Raw genomic sequence first — 14,872 nt, 5'->3', positions numbered from 1 at the left:
TTTTCCGTGCAGGCTCATCCTCAACGCCCGGCCCGCAATTCCGCCATCAGGCGCTCCGCCTCGGGCCTTTCGGCGAACACGTTGCCGCTGGCCAGCACGGGCGTCAGCACCGCCACCGCTTCGTCTCGCTGGCCGAGCGCCTTGAGCCCGTAGGCGAGCCGATAGGTCATGGCGGCGTCGGGGCCGCGTTCGCCGCGACTGCCCTCGGTCGCCTGACGCAGCAGCCCCACCCCGCGTTGCAGCGCGCCCTGCCGGACCAGGACCCAGCCCAGGGTGTCGGCAGTCGCCGGGCTGGGTGCGAGGAAATAGGCGCGCTCGGCGAGCGTCAGCGCACGTTCGCGCTCAACCCCTCGCGATACCAGCGACCAGGCGAGGTTGTTGAGCGCGGTCGCGTCTCCCGGTCGCCGCGCCACGACCGTATCAAGCCGCCGCTCGGCATCCTCGTAGCGCCCGGCCTGCAAGTCGAATTGCGCGAGCAACGACAATGCCGTCAGATCCTCCGGCTCGCGCACAAGCCAATCGGCCAACGCCGCAGCGGCATCCGGCAGCCGGCCTGCAGCCGCCATCATCGTCGCGCGCCGTATCGCCAGCTCTGATGATGGCGCGATGGCATAGGATTCAGTGTAGGCCTGCGCCGCGTCGGCACTGCGTCCGGCCGCGGCCAGCAGGTCGCCGCGCAAGAGCAGTGCCGCCGGCAGCGCCTCGGGTCGTTGGGCAATCTGTGCGGCCATGGTGAGTGCGGCATCGAGTCCGCGTGCCTGCCGTACCAAGCCGACCAGCGTGCCCTGCAGGACGGGATCGCCAGGCTGGGTGACGCGGCCCTCGCGCAGTACCGATTCAGCCGACGCCATATCGCCCTTGTTCGCCAGCAGGATCGCCAACTGCCGGCGAGCCGCGGCACTGCGCGGGTCCTCGGCGAGCGCCATGCGACTTGCCGCTTCCGCCCCGGCCAGGTCGCCCGCCACGGCGCGCGCCTCGGCCAGCAGCATCGGCATCTGCGCGCCCCGCCCGCGCCCTTGCAGCGCCTCGGTGCCCAGGATGGAAGCTGCGCGCGCCGCCTCCCCCGTCATCAGCAATACGCGCGCCGTGATCGAGGCAAGCTGCGCGTTGTCGGGCGCAGCCGCCTGAGCGGTCGTCAGCACATCGCGTGCCGTGGCCGCACGCGGTCCGCGGGATACCGCGACACTCGCAAGCTCCTGCGCGGCGACCGGGCTGCCTGGTTCGTTGCGCAACACCTCGGCGAGCAGCCCCTCAGCCTCCTCGTACTTGCCTTCGACTGCCGCCACCCGTGCCAGCCCAAGCCGCGCTGCCTGGAAGTTTGGCTCGTCGCGCAGGAGCGCCGTGTAGGTGGCGCGCGCCGCTGTCAGGTCAAGCCGCACGGCCTGCAGGGCAGCCTCGAGCAACCGGCCGCCAGGCGTGAGCTTCGCTTCGGGCGCCATGCGGGCGAATTCGGCCTCGGCCGACGGAACGTCGCCCGCCATCAACGCGCTGACCGCGAGCATCGCCCGCGCCCCACCTTGGTCTGGCGCCAGACGCAGGGAACCCTCGGCAGCCTCGGTCGCGCCGACCACGTCGCCGGACGCAAGGCGTGCGGCGGCGAGGCGCGCGAGCAGTTCCGCATTGCTCGGCGCCAACTCGGCAGCACGACGCAGCGCTTCGGCCGCCGCCTGGGGCTGGCCTATCGAGACCTCGATCTGGCCCAACATGTCGAGCGTAGCGGCATCCGCTGCCCCGCGGCGGACCAGGTTCTGCAAAGTGGCGATGGCATCAGCGGTGCGGCCGCCGGCCAGTTCCAGCGTCGCGAGCAGGCGGACGCCGCGCGGATCCTCCGGCTGGCGCGAAACATAGCGCCGGGCGGCATCCTCGGCCTGCGCCGGCTGGCCGACCGCACGCTTGGTCAGCGCCACTAGCAGCAGCCCACCAGGGAAATTCACCACCTGGCCGCCCAGCCGCTGCAGCGTGACATCAGCCGCCCGCCAGTCCTCCGCCTTAGCCTCGAGCGCAGCGCGCAGGAACAGCGGGGCCAGCGCATTGGGCGCAGTGCGCAGCGCGGCGTCGATCTCGGCCCGTGCCTCGGCATCCCGGTCGAGGCGCATCAGAGCCTCGGCGCGCAGGCTGCGCGCCACGATATTGCCTGGCTGCTGAACGTTGGCCACGGCTACGGTGGCTGCCGCTGCCGCAAATTCGTTGCGTCCAAACTGGAACTGCGCCTTGCGCATCAACGCCGTCACCGAATGCGGATCGGCGGAGAGCGCGCGGTCCACTGCGGCCTCGGCTGCGGCCAAGTCGCGGCCAACCAGCGCGACCTCGGCCACGGCCAGATGCGCCTGCGGCGTGCCGGGGGCCAGTCGGACTGCCTCGGCGGCAGAGGCGCGTGCCTCCTCGATCTGACGATTGGCCAATTGCGCCAGCGCACGGCCCGCTGCGATCTGGCCACCCAGGGCGGCGGGTTCGCTGACTGGTGGGAAGTCGGTCAGCAGTTGGTCGAAGCGGCGCAGGCCGAGATAGGCCTGCAGCAACATCGCGGTCCCGGCAGCGCGGTCGTAGCCGCGTTCGATCGCGGCGCGTGCTTCCTTCTCCGCGGTGTCGAAGTCGCCGACCTGCAGGCTCGCATCGGCGAGCGCCGCGCGTGTTTCCGCCGAATTCGGCGCGGTGCGCACCGCGTTGCGCAGTTCGATCTGCGCGGCTCGCAGGTCACCGCGTGCCTGTGCCTGCCTGGCGCGTTCCATCGACGCCGAAGCCGGCCAGGCAAAAAGCGTTGCGCAGACCACCCCGGCGAGGAGGTTGAGCCGGGCGTGTTTCACAGTGTTTGCCATGCGTCGCTCCTCTGCGTCGGATCGGGGTTGTCGATGGCCGTATCCGCCGGGTCGCCGCAGGCCCGCGCCGCAGCCAGCCCGTGCGTTTCCAGTAGGCTGTACAGCGTCGGCCGGCTGACCCCGAGCAGCTTTGCCGCACCGGTCAGGTTGCCCGGGCTGCGCGCCAGGGCGCGCTCGACCGCGGTGCGTTCGGCCCGCGCGCGGGCCCCGCGCAGATCGAGATCCTCATCCACCGAGGCTTCGGGCGCGGCGAGTTCAAGATCGGCCGCGCTGACCAACGGGCCATCCGCCATCACCGCTGCGCGGCGGATGCGGTTTTCCAGTTCGCGGACATTGCCGGGCCAGGTATGGGCGGCAATCGCTTCCGTCGCCGCCGGGTCGAAGCCGCGGAAGCGGCGGTCGAATTCACGCCCGAAACGGGCGAGGAACCAATTGGCGAGCAGCACCGCATCGCCGCCGCGTTCGCGCAGGGGCGGGATGCGTACTGTGACGGCGTTGAGCCGGTACAGCAGGTCGCCACGGAAGCCGCCGGTCTCGGCCAGCGCATCGAGCGGCTGGTTGGTGGCGGAGACGACGCGCACATCGACCTGGATCTGCGCGCGGCCGCCGACGCGCTCGATCACCTGGTCCTGCAGGAAGCGCAGCAGCTTGGCCTGCAGGGTGACAGGCATCTCGCCGATCTCGTCGAGGAACAGCGTGCCGCCATGCGCGTGCTCGATCTTGCCCGGCGTCTGGCGCACCGCGCCGGTGAACGCGCCGCGCTCATGGCCGAACAGCTCGCTTTCCAACAGGTTCTCGGGGATTGCCGCGCAGTTGATGGCAATGAAGGGCTTGGCGGCGCGCGGCCCGAGCGAATGCAGGGCGCGCGCCAGTGCCTCCTTGCCGGTCCCGCTCTCACCCAGCAGCAACGCCGGTACCGAGACAGCGGCGAGGCGTTCCACCGTGCGGCAGACCTTCAGCATGCCCTCATCGGCGGTGATGATGTCCTTCACCGGGCTCGGCCGCGGTGCGGTGGCAAGGCGCCGGTTCTCCTCCTCCAGCTCGGCAAGGCGCAACGCGCGGTCGATCACCGTGCGCAGCACAGCCAGGTCGACCGGCTTCTCGCAGAAATCATAGGCGCCGAGGGCGACGGCCCTGAGCAGGTTCTCGCGCTGCCCCTGCCCGCTCGCCACCACCACGGGCATGCCGGGATGCGCCCGGCGCAGCGCCTCGAGCGTCGCGAAGCCTTCCGCAACGCCCTCGGCATCGGGCGGAAGGCCGAGATCAAGCAGTGTCGCCGCGGGCTGTTCCTTGCGCGCCAGTGCCTCGGCCTGACGGCGGTCATTGGCGATCACCACCCGGCAGCCGGGAAATGCCCATCGGTATTGGGCGCACAGGCCTGGGTCGTCCTCGACGACCAGTAGGATGGGCTTGCTCATGCCCTGTCCTCCTGCTGTCGCCCCATGGCCGCTGCATCGAGTGCGAGGGTCACACGCATGGTCGTGCCGGCGCCTAGGTGGCTGAGCACGACTAGGTCGCCGCCCGCCTCGCGAAGGATCTCGCGCGCCTGCCAGGCGCCGATGCCGGTGCCGTCGGGCTTGGCGGTGCCGAACGGGCGGAACAATTCGTCGCGGATGAATTCCGGCGTCATGCCGGGGCCGTGGTCGGTGATGTCGATCACCAGCCGGTTGCCCTGGCAGCGCAGGCGGATGCGCACCGTCTCCTCCGGCGCCGAGGCGTCGCAGGCATTGTTGAGCAGATGCAGGATCGCCGTGTCGAAGCGCTCGGCGGCCATGGCAACGCGCGCCCCGGCCGCGCCGTCATCCTCGATCCGCACCGGGCGGCGGCGGTCGGCGACGAGCATGCGCAACCTTTCCAGCGGCACCATGCCGGCCGGTCCGCCGGCGGCGCCGATCTCCTCGTCGGGCTGGCGCAGCCGGGCGATGAGGCTGTTGATGCGCCCGGCCGAGGCCCGGACTGTTAGCAGCATGTCGCGCTGGAATTCCGGATCGCCGATATTCTCCTCGGCATTGGCGAGCAACAGGGTCAACTGGCTGGAGACCGTCTTCACGTCATGGGCGACGAAGGCGAAGCGCTTCGCGTAGTCCTGCAGGCGTCGCTGGTCCACCAGGGTCTCGGCGGCGCGTCGTTCGGCGAGGAACATCGCGACCTCCCGCCCGATGGTGCGCAGCAGGTCGAACACCTCCTGGTCCGTCACGAAGGCAGCGCGCGGCGCCTTGAGCAGGACGACCCCGAACAGCCCTTCGGCATGCAGCGGCAGCGGCACTGCCAGCCAGACCGAGCCGAAGGCCGCCACCAGATCGACCGACGCATCGCCGTTGAACTGCGCAATCCAGGTACCGCCTCGCAGGCTCCCCAGCAGCGCATGGTCCGACTCGAGTGCCATGGGCGCGTTCGGCGCATTCCAACTCGCCGCCCAGGCCAGGCGCGACGCGCCCGCTTCGCGCAGGAGCAGGGCGCCGCCTGGGCTGTCGACCACATCAGCGATGGCCCGGATGGCACGCACGGCGGCCGGCGCTTCATCCTCCGGGGCAGAGAGCGTCGCGACGCAGCGCAGCCATTCACGGCGGTAGTCGTAGCGGGCGGTGAAGAAGTGGTCGACGACGAGGCGCCGCAACCGCGAACGTGCCGAGCGCGTGGTCGCAGCCACCGCGAGCGCCATGGCCGCCGCCGCCAGTAGGCTCGCCTGCGCCACCGGGCTCCAGGCCGCATCGACATGGCGCAACAGCTCCGCCGCGGCACCCACGATCAGCAGGAAACTCCCCGCCAGCAGCAGCGTCGCGCCGTGAAACACCACTTCGCGCGAGACCGGGGGGTCGCGCCGGATGCGGCGGTCGCGCACCGCGGCGATCAGCAGCAACGGCAGGGCAAGACCGGTCAGCGCGGCGCGCGCATCGAGCATGCTCGGCGTAAAACTGCGCGAGATCGCCGCCTCGGCATAAAGAAGCACGTCGAAAGCCGCGAGTCCGCCAAGGGCGATGCAGGGCAGGTTGACGTGCCAACGCGCCGCCTCGCTGGCATTGCGGTAGAGGTTCTCCGCCAGCAGCACGACGAGCAGGGCAAGCCCGATACGCGACAAAATGGCGATGGAAGCGAAACTCGGCGCCGTCAGGACGCCCTGCGCCACGGGCAGCGTCGCGGCGAAGGCGATGGTGGCGACCGCCGCGCCTCCGATGGCGAAGCGACGCAGCAGCGGTCGCGCGCGCTGACCTCCAAATCGCCAGGCAAGACCGAGCAGCAGGGCGAACCACAAGGCTCCGCGCAGGATCTCAAGGGTGCCGGCCAGGTCGGTCAGCGGCGCCCCGGGCGCCAACGCCACGGCGGTTGCCCAGGCCGCGGTGCCGGCACTCGCCGCCGCAGGGAGCAGGGCGGCGCGCCCGCGGCCGGTCACGAGGATGAGCGCGGTGAGCAACAGGCTGGCCACGGCGCAGCCGGCATGCAGCGTCGCCGAGGCTTCCGCCGTCATGGCCGCGCGGCGTCGGTGCGCCGGTTCACCGCGCACCCTCCTGCAGCAGCACCACGCGGATGGTGCCGAGGATGATGGCGATATCGAGCCCGATGCTGCGATGGCGCAGGTAGTACAGGTCGTAGGACAGCTTGTTGCGCGCATCCTCGACCGAGGCGCCGTAGGGGTAGTTGATCTGCGCCCACCCGGTGATGCCCGGACGCACGGCGCTGCGGCTGTGGTAGTGTGGGATGACGGCGCCGAGGTGTTCGACGAAGTTCGGCCGCTCGGGGCGCGGGCCGATCAGCGCCATGTCACCGCGCAACACATTGATTGCCTGCGGAATCTCATCGATCCGGGTCAGCCTTATCAGGCGGCCGACACGGGTGACGCGGGGATCGCGTGCCACCGCCCAGCGTGGCCCGCCCGCTTCCGCATCGACGCTCATGCTGCGGAACTTGAACAGCCGGAACACGCGGCCATTCAAGCCGACGCGCTCCTGTCGGTAGAATATCGGTCCTGCACCTTCAATCCTGATGGCCAGTGCGGTCAGCAGCAGCAGCGGCAGTGTCATCGTCAGCAGCGCTAGGCTTCCGACAATGTCGAAGCCACGCCGCAGCGCCGCAGTCACCGCACCCTCCCGCGCCAAGGGTGTGGCGTCGAGCCAAGCCTCCGGCAGGATATCGAGATCGACCCTGCCCTGCTGCAATTCGCGGAACTCACATGCGCTCATCACGCGAACGCCCGCCTCGGCACACGCGCCCCGAAGGGCTGGCGTCACAGCGTCCGGGTCCGTAGCGACCGCGGCACGTATGCCATTGCGGCGGAGTTCCTTCACGGCGCGGCCGGCGGTCTGCCCGGCGCCATCTTGAAGCGCGATCGGACGTTCATGCGGCGCGATACCCAATACAGTGTGGACGTGATCGAAGGGCGTCGCCGGGTGCAGGCCGGCCGCGTCGATCCACGCCAGCCGCGGCCGAACCAGCCAGCTCCCCAGCGCTGACGCCAGGCCGAGCCGCATCGTGGCCACCAGGGCGACGTATAGCGCCGGGATACTCCAGAACGACATCTGCGACGCGGGCGGCGCGTTTCCCACCACCGTGACCACAAGCGCAGTGCCGAGCGTCAAGAGAAGCATTGCCATGATCGATCGTCCTGCGAGCCGGCGTGCGGCGAACCACGCCTGAGCCTGATAGAGCCCGCAGGCCGCGAGCACAGTGACGAAGACCACACCAATCGCCGCGGCAGAAAGCGCAGAGTGGTTCACCGCCATCAGGTCGGCACCATTCATCCGCCCTCCGGACAGAACAATCCCGGCAACAAACGCAGCCGCAAAGTCCATCACAATGAGAATGGCCAGACCTGGGTGCTGGTTCCTCCCAACGTGTGACTTCATGAATGTCGCCCCCAACGCCCCCGCTGAAGGTATGCACCGACGCGACGCACACAGTCGCGCCCGTTTCTGGTCGGGCGGAATAAAAGCGACAATACAGCGCCCTGCCTTCGCATGGCACTCACTACCTCAATTTCCGTCCCGTCTCGCAGGAACGATGACACGATACCGTTCGATCGCCCCCCGGGTAAACGTAAATCTTCGCGTTCTGACTTGCATTCTTGAAATCCGGACAAGAAATACGAGATCCAATCCATGGAATGCAACCAAACCGCGAATTCTTAATGTGATCACATACGTTTCGACAGCAAGGCGGAAAACCTTTGAACCTCTGCGTTCGTCGAGAATCCATTAAATGATCGAATGCCTTGTTTCATTGATCTGCCGAGTGCCGAGGCATAAAGTCGGGCTCGGCACATCGGCACTGTTAGCGATGACATCGTGTGCCCTGTCGCCGATCGGCGAGGGCTTCAAAATCAAGGCCCGCTATCCTGGGCATACTGGAGACGCGCGAATGAGCACCAAGCGCCGACCGATGATCCTCGTCGCCGCCCTCACCGTCACACTCGGCGCATGCGCCCAAAACACTGCCATTCCGGCAGACACCGCTTCCGCGACCCGTGGGCCTGCGCCGGAGTATGTCATCGGTCCGGGCGACGGCCTCGACATCTATGTCCACCGCTCACCTGAACTGACCGTGAACGGGCTGCCGGTCCGCCCGGATGGGCGGATCTCGATCCCCCTGGTGCCCGATATCGAGGCGGCGGGTCGCACCCCGACCCAACTCTCGCGGGAGATGGAGGACAAGCTGCGCCGCTTCGTCATCGATCCGAATGTAACGGTGATCGTGCGCTCCTTCGTCGGCACCTCCAGCCAGCAGGTGCGCGTGATCGGTGAAGCCACTCAGCCGCGGGCGCTGCCCTATCGCGAGGGCATGACGCTGCTCGACATCATGATCGACGCCCGCGGCCTGACCCGCTATGCTGCGGGCAATCGCGCAGAGATCATCCGTCGCGAGACCGCTGGCTCGCCGCGGCAGGTGATTCCGGTCCGCCTGTCGGATCTGCTGCGCGACGGGGACATGTCACAGGACATCCCGATTCGACCGGGCGACACCCTGGTGATCCCGCAGGGGTGGTTCTGAGATCATGCATATTGCCCTTCAACTCCACCGGTCCGCTTCCGCCGCCTGGCGGCACCGCTGGAAGGCGTTGCTCCTGACCTGGTTCGTCTGCATCGCCGGCTGGATCGGCGTTTTCCTGCTGCCCAACCAGTATATGTCGACAGCGCGGATGTACGCCGATGCCGACGCCATCCTTGGCACGCTGCTGCGCGGCATCGCGGTGGAAGGCACGCAGGCGACCCAGGTGGACGTGCTGCAGCGCACTCTGCTCAGCCGGCCCAACCTCGAACGCGTCGTCGCGCGCACCGATCTCGACATGCGCATCACCAGCCCGCAATCGCGCGAGCAGCTGATCACCGATCTTGGCCGCGAGATCCGCATCACACCGCAGACGCGCAACCTGTTCACCATCGACTATCGCGACCATGACCCACGCGTCGCCCGGGACGTGGTGCAGACGCTCCTCACGCTGTTCATCGAGGCAGCGACCGGCACCGACCGTCGCCAACTCGAGACGGCACGCAACTTCGTCGCGCAGCAGCTCGCATCCTATGAATCACAGCTGCGCGAGGCGGAACGGCGGCGCGCCGATTTCCGTGCCCGCTACGGTGACCTGCTGGCGATCGACGGCAATTCGTCGCGCCTCGATACCGCACGGACCCGTGTGCAGGAGCTGCGCGGAGAGCTCGCCGACGCGCAGGCGCGGCGCGAGCTGACCCGCCAGCAGATCGAGGCACTCAATGCCGCGCCGCCGGCGGCCCGCGGCGGTGGCGGCGGCTCGGCCGAACTGGCCCAGGCGCAGGCGCAGCTGCGGCAGTTGCGGCTGCGATATACCGACCAGCATCCCGACGTCGTCGCTACGCGCAACATGATTGCCGAGCTGAGCCGTGGTGGTGGTGGCGGCGGTGGCGGTGGACGTGCCGGCGGCGGTGCCGCGGGGCCCACCCAGCCCCTGCTGCGTGAGCAGCTGACGCTGCGCATGGTGGATGCGGAGGCGCAGATCTCATCGCTCGAACGAAACTTGCGCGACGCCGAAGTCGACCTCACCCGCATGAACGAGATGGCGCGCAATGCGCCTGAAGTGCAGGCAGAGTTCACCAATCTCGACCGCGACTACACGGTGCTGCGCCGGAACTACGAGGAATTGCTGGCACGACGTGAGTCCATCCAGATCGGCGAGGCCGCGCGCACCAGTTCCGACCGCGTGAAGATTGAGATCGTCGACCCGCCCACCCTGCCCAGCATCCCGGTCGGCCCGAACCGTCCGCTGCTGGCGGCCGGCGCACTGGGTGCGGGCATCGCCGCGGGCATCGCCCTGGCGTTCCTGCTCGTGCAGATCGACGGCACCTTCTATTCGGTGACCGAACTGCGCCGGCTGGGCCTGTCGGTGCTGGGGAGCATCTCGGCCCCGCCGACGCCACGACGCATCCTGCCGGTTGTCATCTTCGCCGCTGCCTTCGCCATGATCTTCGTCGCCTTCGGCGCCGTCCTGTCGGACATGCCTCGCCTGGTGGCGCGCGTGGCGCGGTTCATCGCATGAGCGCCCCCCTGGATCCGCGCCCCCATCTCGTCGAACGCCTTCAGCGGGCGCGCCTTGCGGAAACGCAGACGCATCTTGCCGAACGTGCCGCGCAGGCGCTGGGCGCAGCCGACCAGCCAGCACCGGCGGCAGCACCCGAGAGCGTTCGCGATGCGCCACGCCCGCCGCCGGCAACCTCCCCCATGCCGGCGCTGGTCGCGCCGGTCACCTTGGCCAGCCTGATCGGGGCGGGCCTCGTCGCCTCGGCCGAACGCGCCACCCGCACACGCGTGCTCGAGGAGATTGCCATCGCCCAGACGCAGCTGCTACGCGGTATTCCCAAGCGCAACCTCCAGGACGGCCGGCCCGCTGATACGGTGATGTTCACCTCGGCCCGCCCCGGTGAGGGCAAGACCTTCTGCTCGATCAACATCGCTGCCGGGCTGGCGCGTTCCAGTGGCCGGCCGGTGCTGCTGGTGGATGCGGATGGCAAGCAGGGGTCGCTGACCATGGCGGCAGGCCAGGCCGCGGCGCCCGGCTTCATGGCCTATGCCACCGACACTGCCATGCCGGTGGCGAAGGTCGTGGTGCCGACCGAACTCGATCGCCTCGTCCTGCTGCCCTATGGCGCTCCCAATTCGCGGGAGGGCCAGCCGGCCGGCCCGCGGCTCGCCAGCGCGCTGCAGCGCCTCGCCGCGGCGATGCCGCAGCACATCATCATCGTCGATACGCCGCCCTGCCTCGCGACGAGTGATCCGAGCACACTCGCCCCGGTCGTCGGCCAGGTCGTCATCGTCGTGAAGGCCGAGAGCACCGAACAGCGCGAGGTCGAGGCTGCGCTCGACATGGTCGATGCCTGTCCGACGCTCCATCTTCTGCTCAATCAGGTTAACCTCACCGTCAGTGACAGCTTTGGTGCTTATGGAGGCTATGATGGCTATCACGGCGGCGGTGATGCCTGATGGTTCCCGCCTGAGACGCCATCTGGCCGCGGCCGCCGGGGCGCTGTGCCTCGCGGCACCACCGCTGGCCGCGCAGGAAAGTGGTGGCGGCGGCAGTGGCGGTCTGGCGGGACCGGTCGGAGCACCGGTGGGCGGCGCTTCGCTCGGCGCGCCGGTTGAACCCTTCGCGACCTGGCAACCCGCCGGGCCGGGGCGCATGACGGCGGGGGGGGCAGCGTCCTCCGCGCCGAATGTCCGCCTCGGGCCATTCGGCGCACCCTTTGCCGCCCCAAGCGAAGCCGCCGGCGCCGGCGATCCCGGCCGCGCCTGGAACATCGTTCCCAGCATCGCGGTCGATGTCGGCGCGACCGACAACGTCTTCCAGACGCATAGCGACCGGCGCCGCGACGCCTACACCGTCATCACGCCGGCGATCCTGATAGACGGCGCGACCGAACGGGTGCGCGCCATCATCAACTACGCGCCCTCCGCCCAGCTCTATGCGACATACACCGACCAGAACCGGGTGGCGCAGCTTGGCAATGGCATGGTTCTCGCGGAACTCATCCCCGGCAGGCTCTTCCTCGATATGCGTGGTTCGGCAAGCCTGGGAACGAGCTCGGGCGGCTTCGTTCCGTCGGGGGTGCAGACGGTCAATCGCAACGACCAGGTGCAGAACTACAATTTCCAGGTCTCGCCCTACTATGTCCACCGCTTCGGGTCGGCCGCCACCGCCCAGCTCGGCTACGCCTTCCAATACTCGGCGCAGGAAGGCACCACGCAGTTCCAGCCCGGCGCCACGCTGCCATCCTTCAACAACCAGGACTACATCGGCAATCGCGGCTACCTGGTGGTGCGCAGCGGCGAGGATCTCGGCCGCCTGGCCCTGCAGGGTCGCGTCGACGGAACCGTGTTTTCAGGCACCGGCGTCTATGACGGGGCACATGTCTACGTCGCCTCGCTGGAGGCGCGCTACGCCATCACGCCAACGATCGCCGTCCTGCTGGAAGGCGGATACGAGGACATCGAATACGCCGGCACGAATCCCAATCGCATCCAGGACGCCATCTGGTCCGTTGGTGCGCGCCTGACGCCGACGCCGGAGAGCTTCCTGACGGTGCGGTATGGCCATCGTGGCGGCTTCGACAGCCCGTCGCTCCAGGCCGGCCTGCAATTGGGCGGCTTCACGCGTCTCACGGCAAGCTATGTCGAGCAGCTCGCGACGAGCGCGACCAATGCGCAGGATCTGCTATCCACCACGACGCTCGACGAACTCGGCAACCCCGTCGATTCACAATCCGGCGCACCGGTGCTGTACGCCAACGCCTTCTTCCCCGCTCAGAGCGGGTTGTTCCGCATGAAGACCGGCGCCGTGACGCTGACGCAGTCCTGGCCGCGCGACAGCGTCTCCCTGTCGGCCTACTACCAGGAACAGATTCCGATTTCGGCCGCACCGGGGACCCTGATATCGCAGACCACCGGCTATTACGGCGGCATCTCCTGGACACATGAACTCACGCCCAGCACGGCGCTGAACCTCGGCGTGCAGATCGGGCGCAGCGAATACGGCAACCAGCCCGCGACCACCGTGATCTATGCCAACGCCGCCCTCTATCATCAGATCAACGACCGGCTGAGCGGCGTCGTACGATTCATCTACAGCACCCAGACCTCGGACGTGGCGGCCAGCGAATATTCGCAGTCCGTCATCCTGGCTGGTCTGCGCCAGACCTTCTGAAGGGATCGCGCATGCAGATCGACTGCTACGGGCTGCGCGAGCACCCCTTCCAGATGACGCCCGATGCGCGGCTGTTCTACGCCAGCCGCGCACATAGCCGGGCCTATGCACATCTTCTGTTCGGCCTGGCCCAGCAGGAAGGCTTCGTCGTCGTCACCGGGGAGGTCGGCGCAGGCAAGACGACGCTGATCGAACGGCTCTGCGCCGAACTCGCACCGGCCGGCCACGCCGTCGCGCGGGTGATGACGACGCAGGTCGAGGCCGACGACCTGCTGCGCCTGGTCGCCGTCGCCTTCGGCGCCGATGCCGGCGGCAGCAAGGCGGAAATCCTGCGCGCCATCGTCGACCGGCTTTGGGAAGGTGTCTCCAAGCGCGGGGTCCGCCACATCCTGATCGTGGACGAGGCGCAGGCGCTGCCGGTCGGGGCGCTCGAGGAACTGCGCATGCTCTCCAACGTCACCGAGGGTGAGCGCGCGCTGATGCAGGTCGTGCTGATGGGCCAGCCGCAGTTGCGCCGGACCCTTGCGCGACCCGACCTCGACCAGCTGCGTCAGCGCATCCTCGCCGCCTACCACCTTGGCAGCCTGACGCGGGAGGAGACGCATCTGTACGTGCGCCACCGCATGACCGCGGTGGGTTGGACCGGCCACCCGGCATGGGAGGATGCCGCCCTCGACATGGTGCACCGCCATACCGACGGCATCCCCCGCCGGATCAACCGGCTTTGCTCGCGCATCCTGCTCTCGGGCTCGCTCGAACATCGTTCCGTGCTGACGGTCGACCTTGCCGAGGCAACAGCACTCGAACTCGAACAGGATCTCGGCGAGATCGTCGCGGCGCCGGAGCTGGCCCCCGGGCAGCGTGCAACCGAGGAAGCGATCCAGGAGCTCGAGGACCGCGTCGCCGATCTCGAACGCCTGACGGCGCGACGCGAGCGGACCTTCCGTCGCATCCAGGACCTGCTCGACGCAGCCACGGTGGAGCGCGCGCGTCGATGACCCCGCCGCCCATCCGCAACGCCATGAGCGTGGACGTCGAGGAATGGTTCCAGGTGCAGGCCTTCGCCGGCACCATTCCGCGCGACCGCTGGGACAGCTTCGACACGCGGGTCGAGGCCAGCACCGACCGTATCCTCGCGCGCTTCGCCGAAGCCGGGGTGCGCGCCACCTTCTTCACCCTGGGCTGCGTGGCCGACCGCCACCCGGCGCTGCTGCGCCGCATCGCCGCGCAGGGCCACGAGATCGCGAGCCACGGCCAGGGGCACGAACTGGTCCATGCGATCGGCGAGGCGCGCTTCCGCGCCGATATCCGCCGCGCCAAGCGAACCCTGGAAGATGTCGCCGGGGTGGCCGTGCATGGCTATCGCGCACCCACCTTCTCGATCGGGGCTGCGATCACGCCCTGGGCGCATCGGGTGCTGGCCGAGGAAGGCTACGTCTACAGCAGCTCGGTCTTCCCGGTGGGCCACGACCTGTATGGCGCCCCCGACGCGCCCCGTGGCCCGCATGCACCGGACCCCGATGGCGTCGCGGAGCTGCCGATGACGACACTGCGGGCGCTGGGGCGCAACCTGCCCTGTGCCGGCGGCGGCTGGTTCCGCCTGGCGCCCTATCCGCTGTTCCGGGCGGCGCTGAAGCGGGTCAATGCCGTCGAGGGACGCTCGGGGATCTTCTACTTCCATCCATGGGAGATCGATCCCGGTCAGCCCCGCCTGGCCGAGGCGCCGGCGCGTGCGCGCTTTCGCCACTATGCCCGCCAGGCCTCGATGGAGACCCGCATCGCCCGTCTGCTCCGTGACTTCGCCTGGGGCCGGATGGATGAGGTCTTCGCCGGCGCGATCGCGGGCACCGGTGCCCGCATCCCGGCCCGCCGCGCCGCGGCCGCCTGAAGGCACGGT

The 14,872-nt window shown here is 69.0% G+C and carries 10 protein-coding genes; 6 read left to right on the top strand and 4 right to left on the bottom strand.

Annotated features, from left to right (window positions below):
* Positions 1 to 20: 20 nt before the first annotated feature.
* Genes prsT through AAFN86_RS06715 form a run of 4 tightly spaced genes read right to left on the bottom strand, consistent with a single transcriptional unit; the run spans position 21 to position 7,657 of the window.
* Positions 21 to 2,816, bottom strand: a complete 2,796-nt coding sequence (prsT, locus tag AAFN86_RS06730) for an XrtA/PEP-CTERM system TPR-repeat protein PrsT (protein ID WP_347542503.1) — start codon at positions 2,814 to 2,816, stop codon at positions 21 to 23.
* Complete coding sequence (gene prsR / locus AAFN86_RS06725; protein ID WP_347542502.1) at positions 2,801 to 4,234, bottom strand: PEP-CTERM-box response regulator transcription factor; 1,434 nt, start codon at positions 4,232 to 4,234, stop codon at positions 2,801 to 2,803. The genes prsT and prsR overlap by 16 nt, the downstream gene beginning before the upstream one ends.
* The gene (prsK, locus tag AAFN86_RS06720) at positions 4,231 to 6,282 is read right to left on the bottom strand and encodes an XrtA/PEP-CTERM system histidine kinase PrsK (protein WP_347542501.1); all 2,052 of its coding nucleotides are present in this window, start codon (positions 6,280 to 6,282) and stop codon (positions 4,231 to 4,233) included. Before prsK ends, prsR begins: the two co-directional genes overlap by 4 nt.
* A 25-nt stretch (positions 6,283 to 6,307) precedes the next feature.
* The gene (locus AAFN86_RS06715; protein ID WP_347542500.1) at positions 6,308 to 7,657 is read right to left on the bottom strand and encodes an exopolysaccharide biosynthesis polyprenyl glycosylphosphotransferase; all 1,350 of its coding nucleotides are present in this window, start codon (positions 7,655 to 7,657) and stop codon (positions 6,308 to 6,310) included.
* Positions 7,658 to 8,168: 511 nt separating this feature from the next.
* Between AAFN86_RS06715 and AAFN86_RS06710 the strand changes: the two genes are divergently transcribed.
* The 6 genes from AAFN86_RS06710 to AAFN86_RS06685 are packed head-to-tail and all read left to right on the top strand — an operon-like array spanning position 8,169 to position 14,863.
* On the top strand, positions 8,169 to 8,798 hold the full coding sequence (locus AAFN86_RS06710; protein ID WP_347542499.1) for an XrtA/PEP-CTERM system exopolysaccharide export protein: 630 nt from the start codon (positions 8,169 to 8,171) through the stop codon (positions 8,796 to 8,798).
* A gap of 4 nt (positions 8,799 to 8,802) precedes the next feature.
* Positions 8,803 to 10,317 carry an XrtA system polysaccharide chain length determinant gene (locus tag AAFN86_RS06705; protein ID WP_347542497.1) on the top strand — a complete coding sequence of 505 codons (1,515 nt, stop codon included), beginning with the start codon at positions 8,803 to 8,805 and terminating at the stop codon, positions 10,315 to 10,317.
* Positions 10,314 to 11,258 carry an AAA family ATPase gene (locus AAFN86_RS06700; RefSeq protein WP_347542496.1) on the top strand — a complete coding sequence of 315 codons (945 nt, stop codon included), beginning with the start codon at positions 10,314 to 10,316 and terminating at the stop codon, positions 11,256 to 11,258. Before AAFN86_RS06705 ends, AAFN86_RS06700 begins: the two co-directional genes overlap by 4 nt.
* On the top strand, positions 11,251 to 12,975 hold the full coding sequence (locus AAFN86_RS06695) for a TIGR03016 family PEP-CTERM system-associated outer membrane protein (RefSeq protein WP_347542494.1): 1,725 nt from the start codon (positions 11,251 to 11,253) through the stop codon (positions 12,973 to 12,975). Before AAFN86_RS06700 ends, AAFN86_RS06695 begins: the two co-directional genes overlap by 8 nt.
* Positions 12,976 to 12,986: 11 nt before the next feature.
* On the top strand, positions 12,987 to 13,973 hold the full coding sequence (locus AAFN86_RS06690) for an AAA family ATPase (protein WP_347542492.1): 987 nt from the start codon (positions 12,987 to 12,989) through the stop codon (positions 13,971 to 13,973).
* A complete protein-coding gene (locus AAFN86_RS06685) occupies positions 13,970 to 14,863 on the top strand; it encodes an XrtA system polysaccharide deacetylase (protein WP_347542491.1) in 894 nt (297 codons plus the stop codon). Before AAFN86_RS06690 ends, AAFN86_RS06685 begins: the two co-directional genes overlap by 4 nt.
* Positions 14,864 to 14,872: the final 9 nt, after the last annotated feature.

Source organism: Roseomonas sp. CAU 1739 (assembly GCF_039839775.1).
In the GTDB taxonomy this organism is placed as follows: Bacteria; Pseudomonadota; Alphaproteobacteria; order Acetobacterales; family Acetobacteraceae; genus Neoroseomonas.
The sequence above is the reverse complement of the archived record's forward strand: the minus strand, read 5'-3'. Positions and strand labels throughout refer to the sequence as shown.

Bases quoted from the DNA above. Each gene is read 5' to 3' on its own strand.
- prsK (WP_347542501.1), bottom strand. From the start codon at position 6,282: ATGACGGCGGAAGCCTCGGCGACGCTGCATGCCGGCTGCGCCGTGGCC.
- prsR (WP_347542502.1), bottom strand. From the start codon at position 4,234: ATGAGCAAGCCCATCCTACTGGTCGTCGAGGACGACCCAGGCCTGTGC.
- AAFN86_RS06715 (WP_347542500.1), bottom strand. From the start codon at position 7,657: ATGAAGTCACACGTTGGGAGGAACCAGCACCCAGGTCTGGCCATTCTC.
- AAFN86_RS06710 (WP_347542499.1), top strand. From the start codon at position 8,169: ATGAGCACCAAGCGCCGACCGATGATCCTCGTCGCCGCCCTCACCGTC.
- prsT (WP_347542503.1), bottom strand. From the start codon at position 2,816: ATGGCAAACACTGTGAAACACGCCCGGCTCAACCTCCTCGCCGGGGTG.
- AAFN86_RS06690 (WP_347542492.1), top strand. From the start codon at position 12,987: ATGCAGATCGACTGCTACGGGCTGCGCGAGCACCCCTTCCAGATGACG.
- AAFN86_RS06705 (WP_347542497.1), top strand. From the start codon at position 8,803: ATGCATATTGCCCTTCAACTCCACCGGTCCGCTTCCGCCGCCTGGCGG.
- AAFN86_RS06695 (WP_347542494.1), top strand. From the start codon at position 11,251: ATGCCTGATGGTTCCCGCCTGAGACGCCATCTGGCCGCGGCCGCCGGG.
- AAFN86_RS06700 (WP_347542496.1), top strand. From the start codon at position 10,314: ATGAGCGCCCCCCTGGATCCGCGCCCCCATCTCGTCGAACGCCTTCAG.
- AAFN86_RS06685 (WP_347542491.1), top strand. From the start codon at position 13,970: ATGACCCCGCCGCCCATCCGCAACGCCATGAGCGTGGACGTCGAGGAA.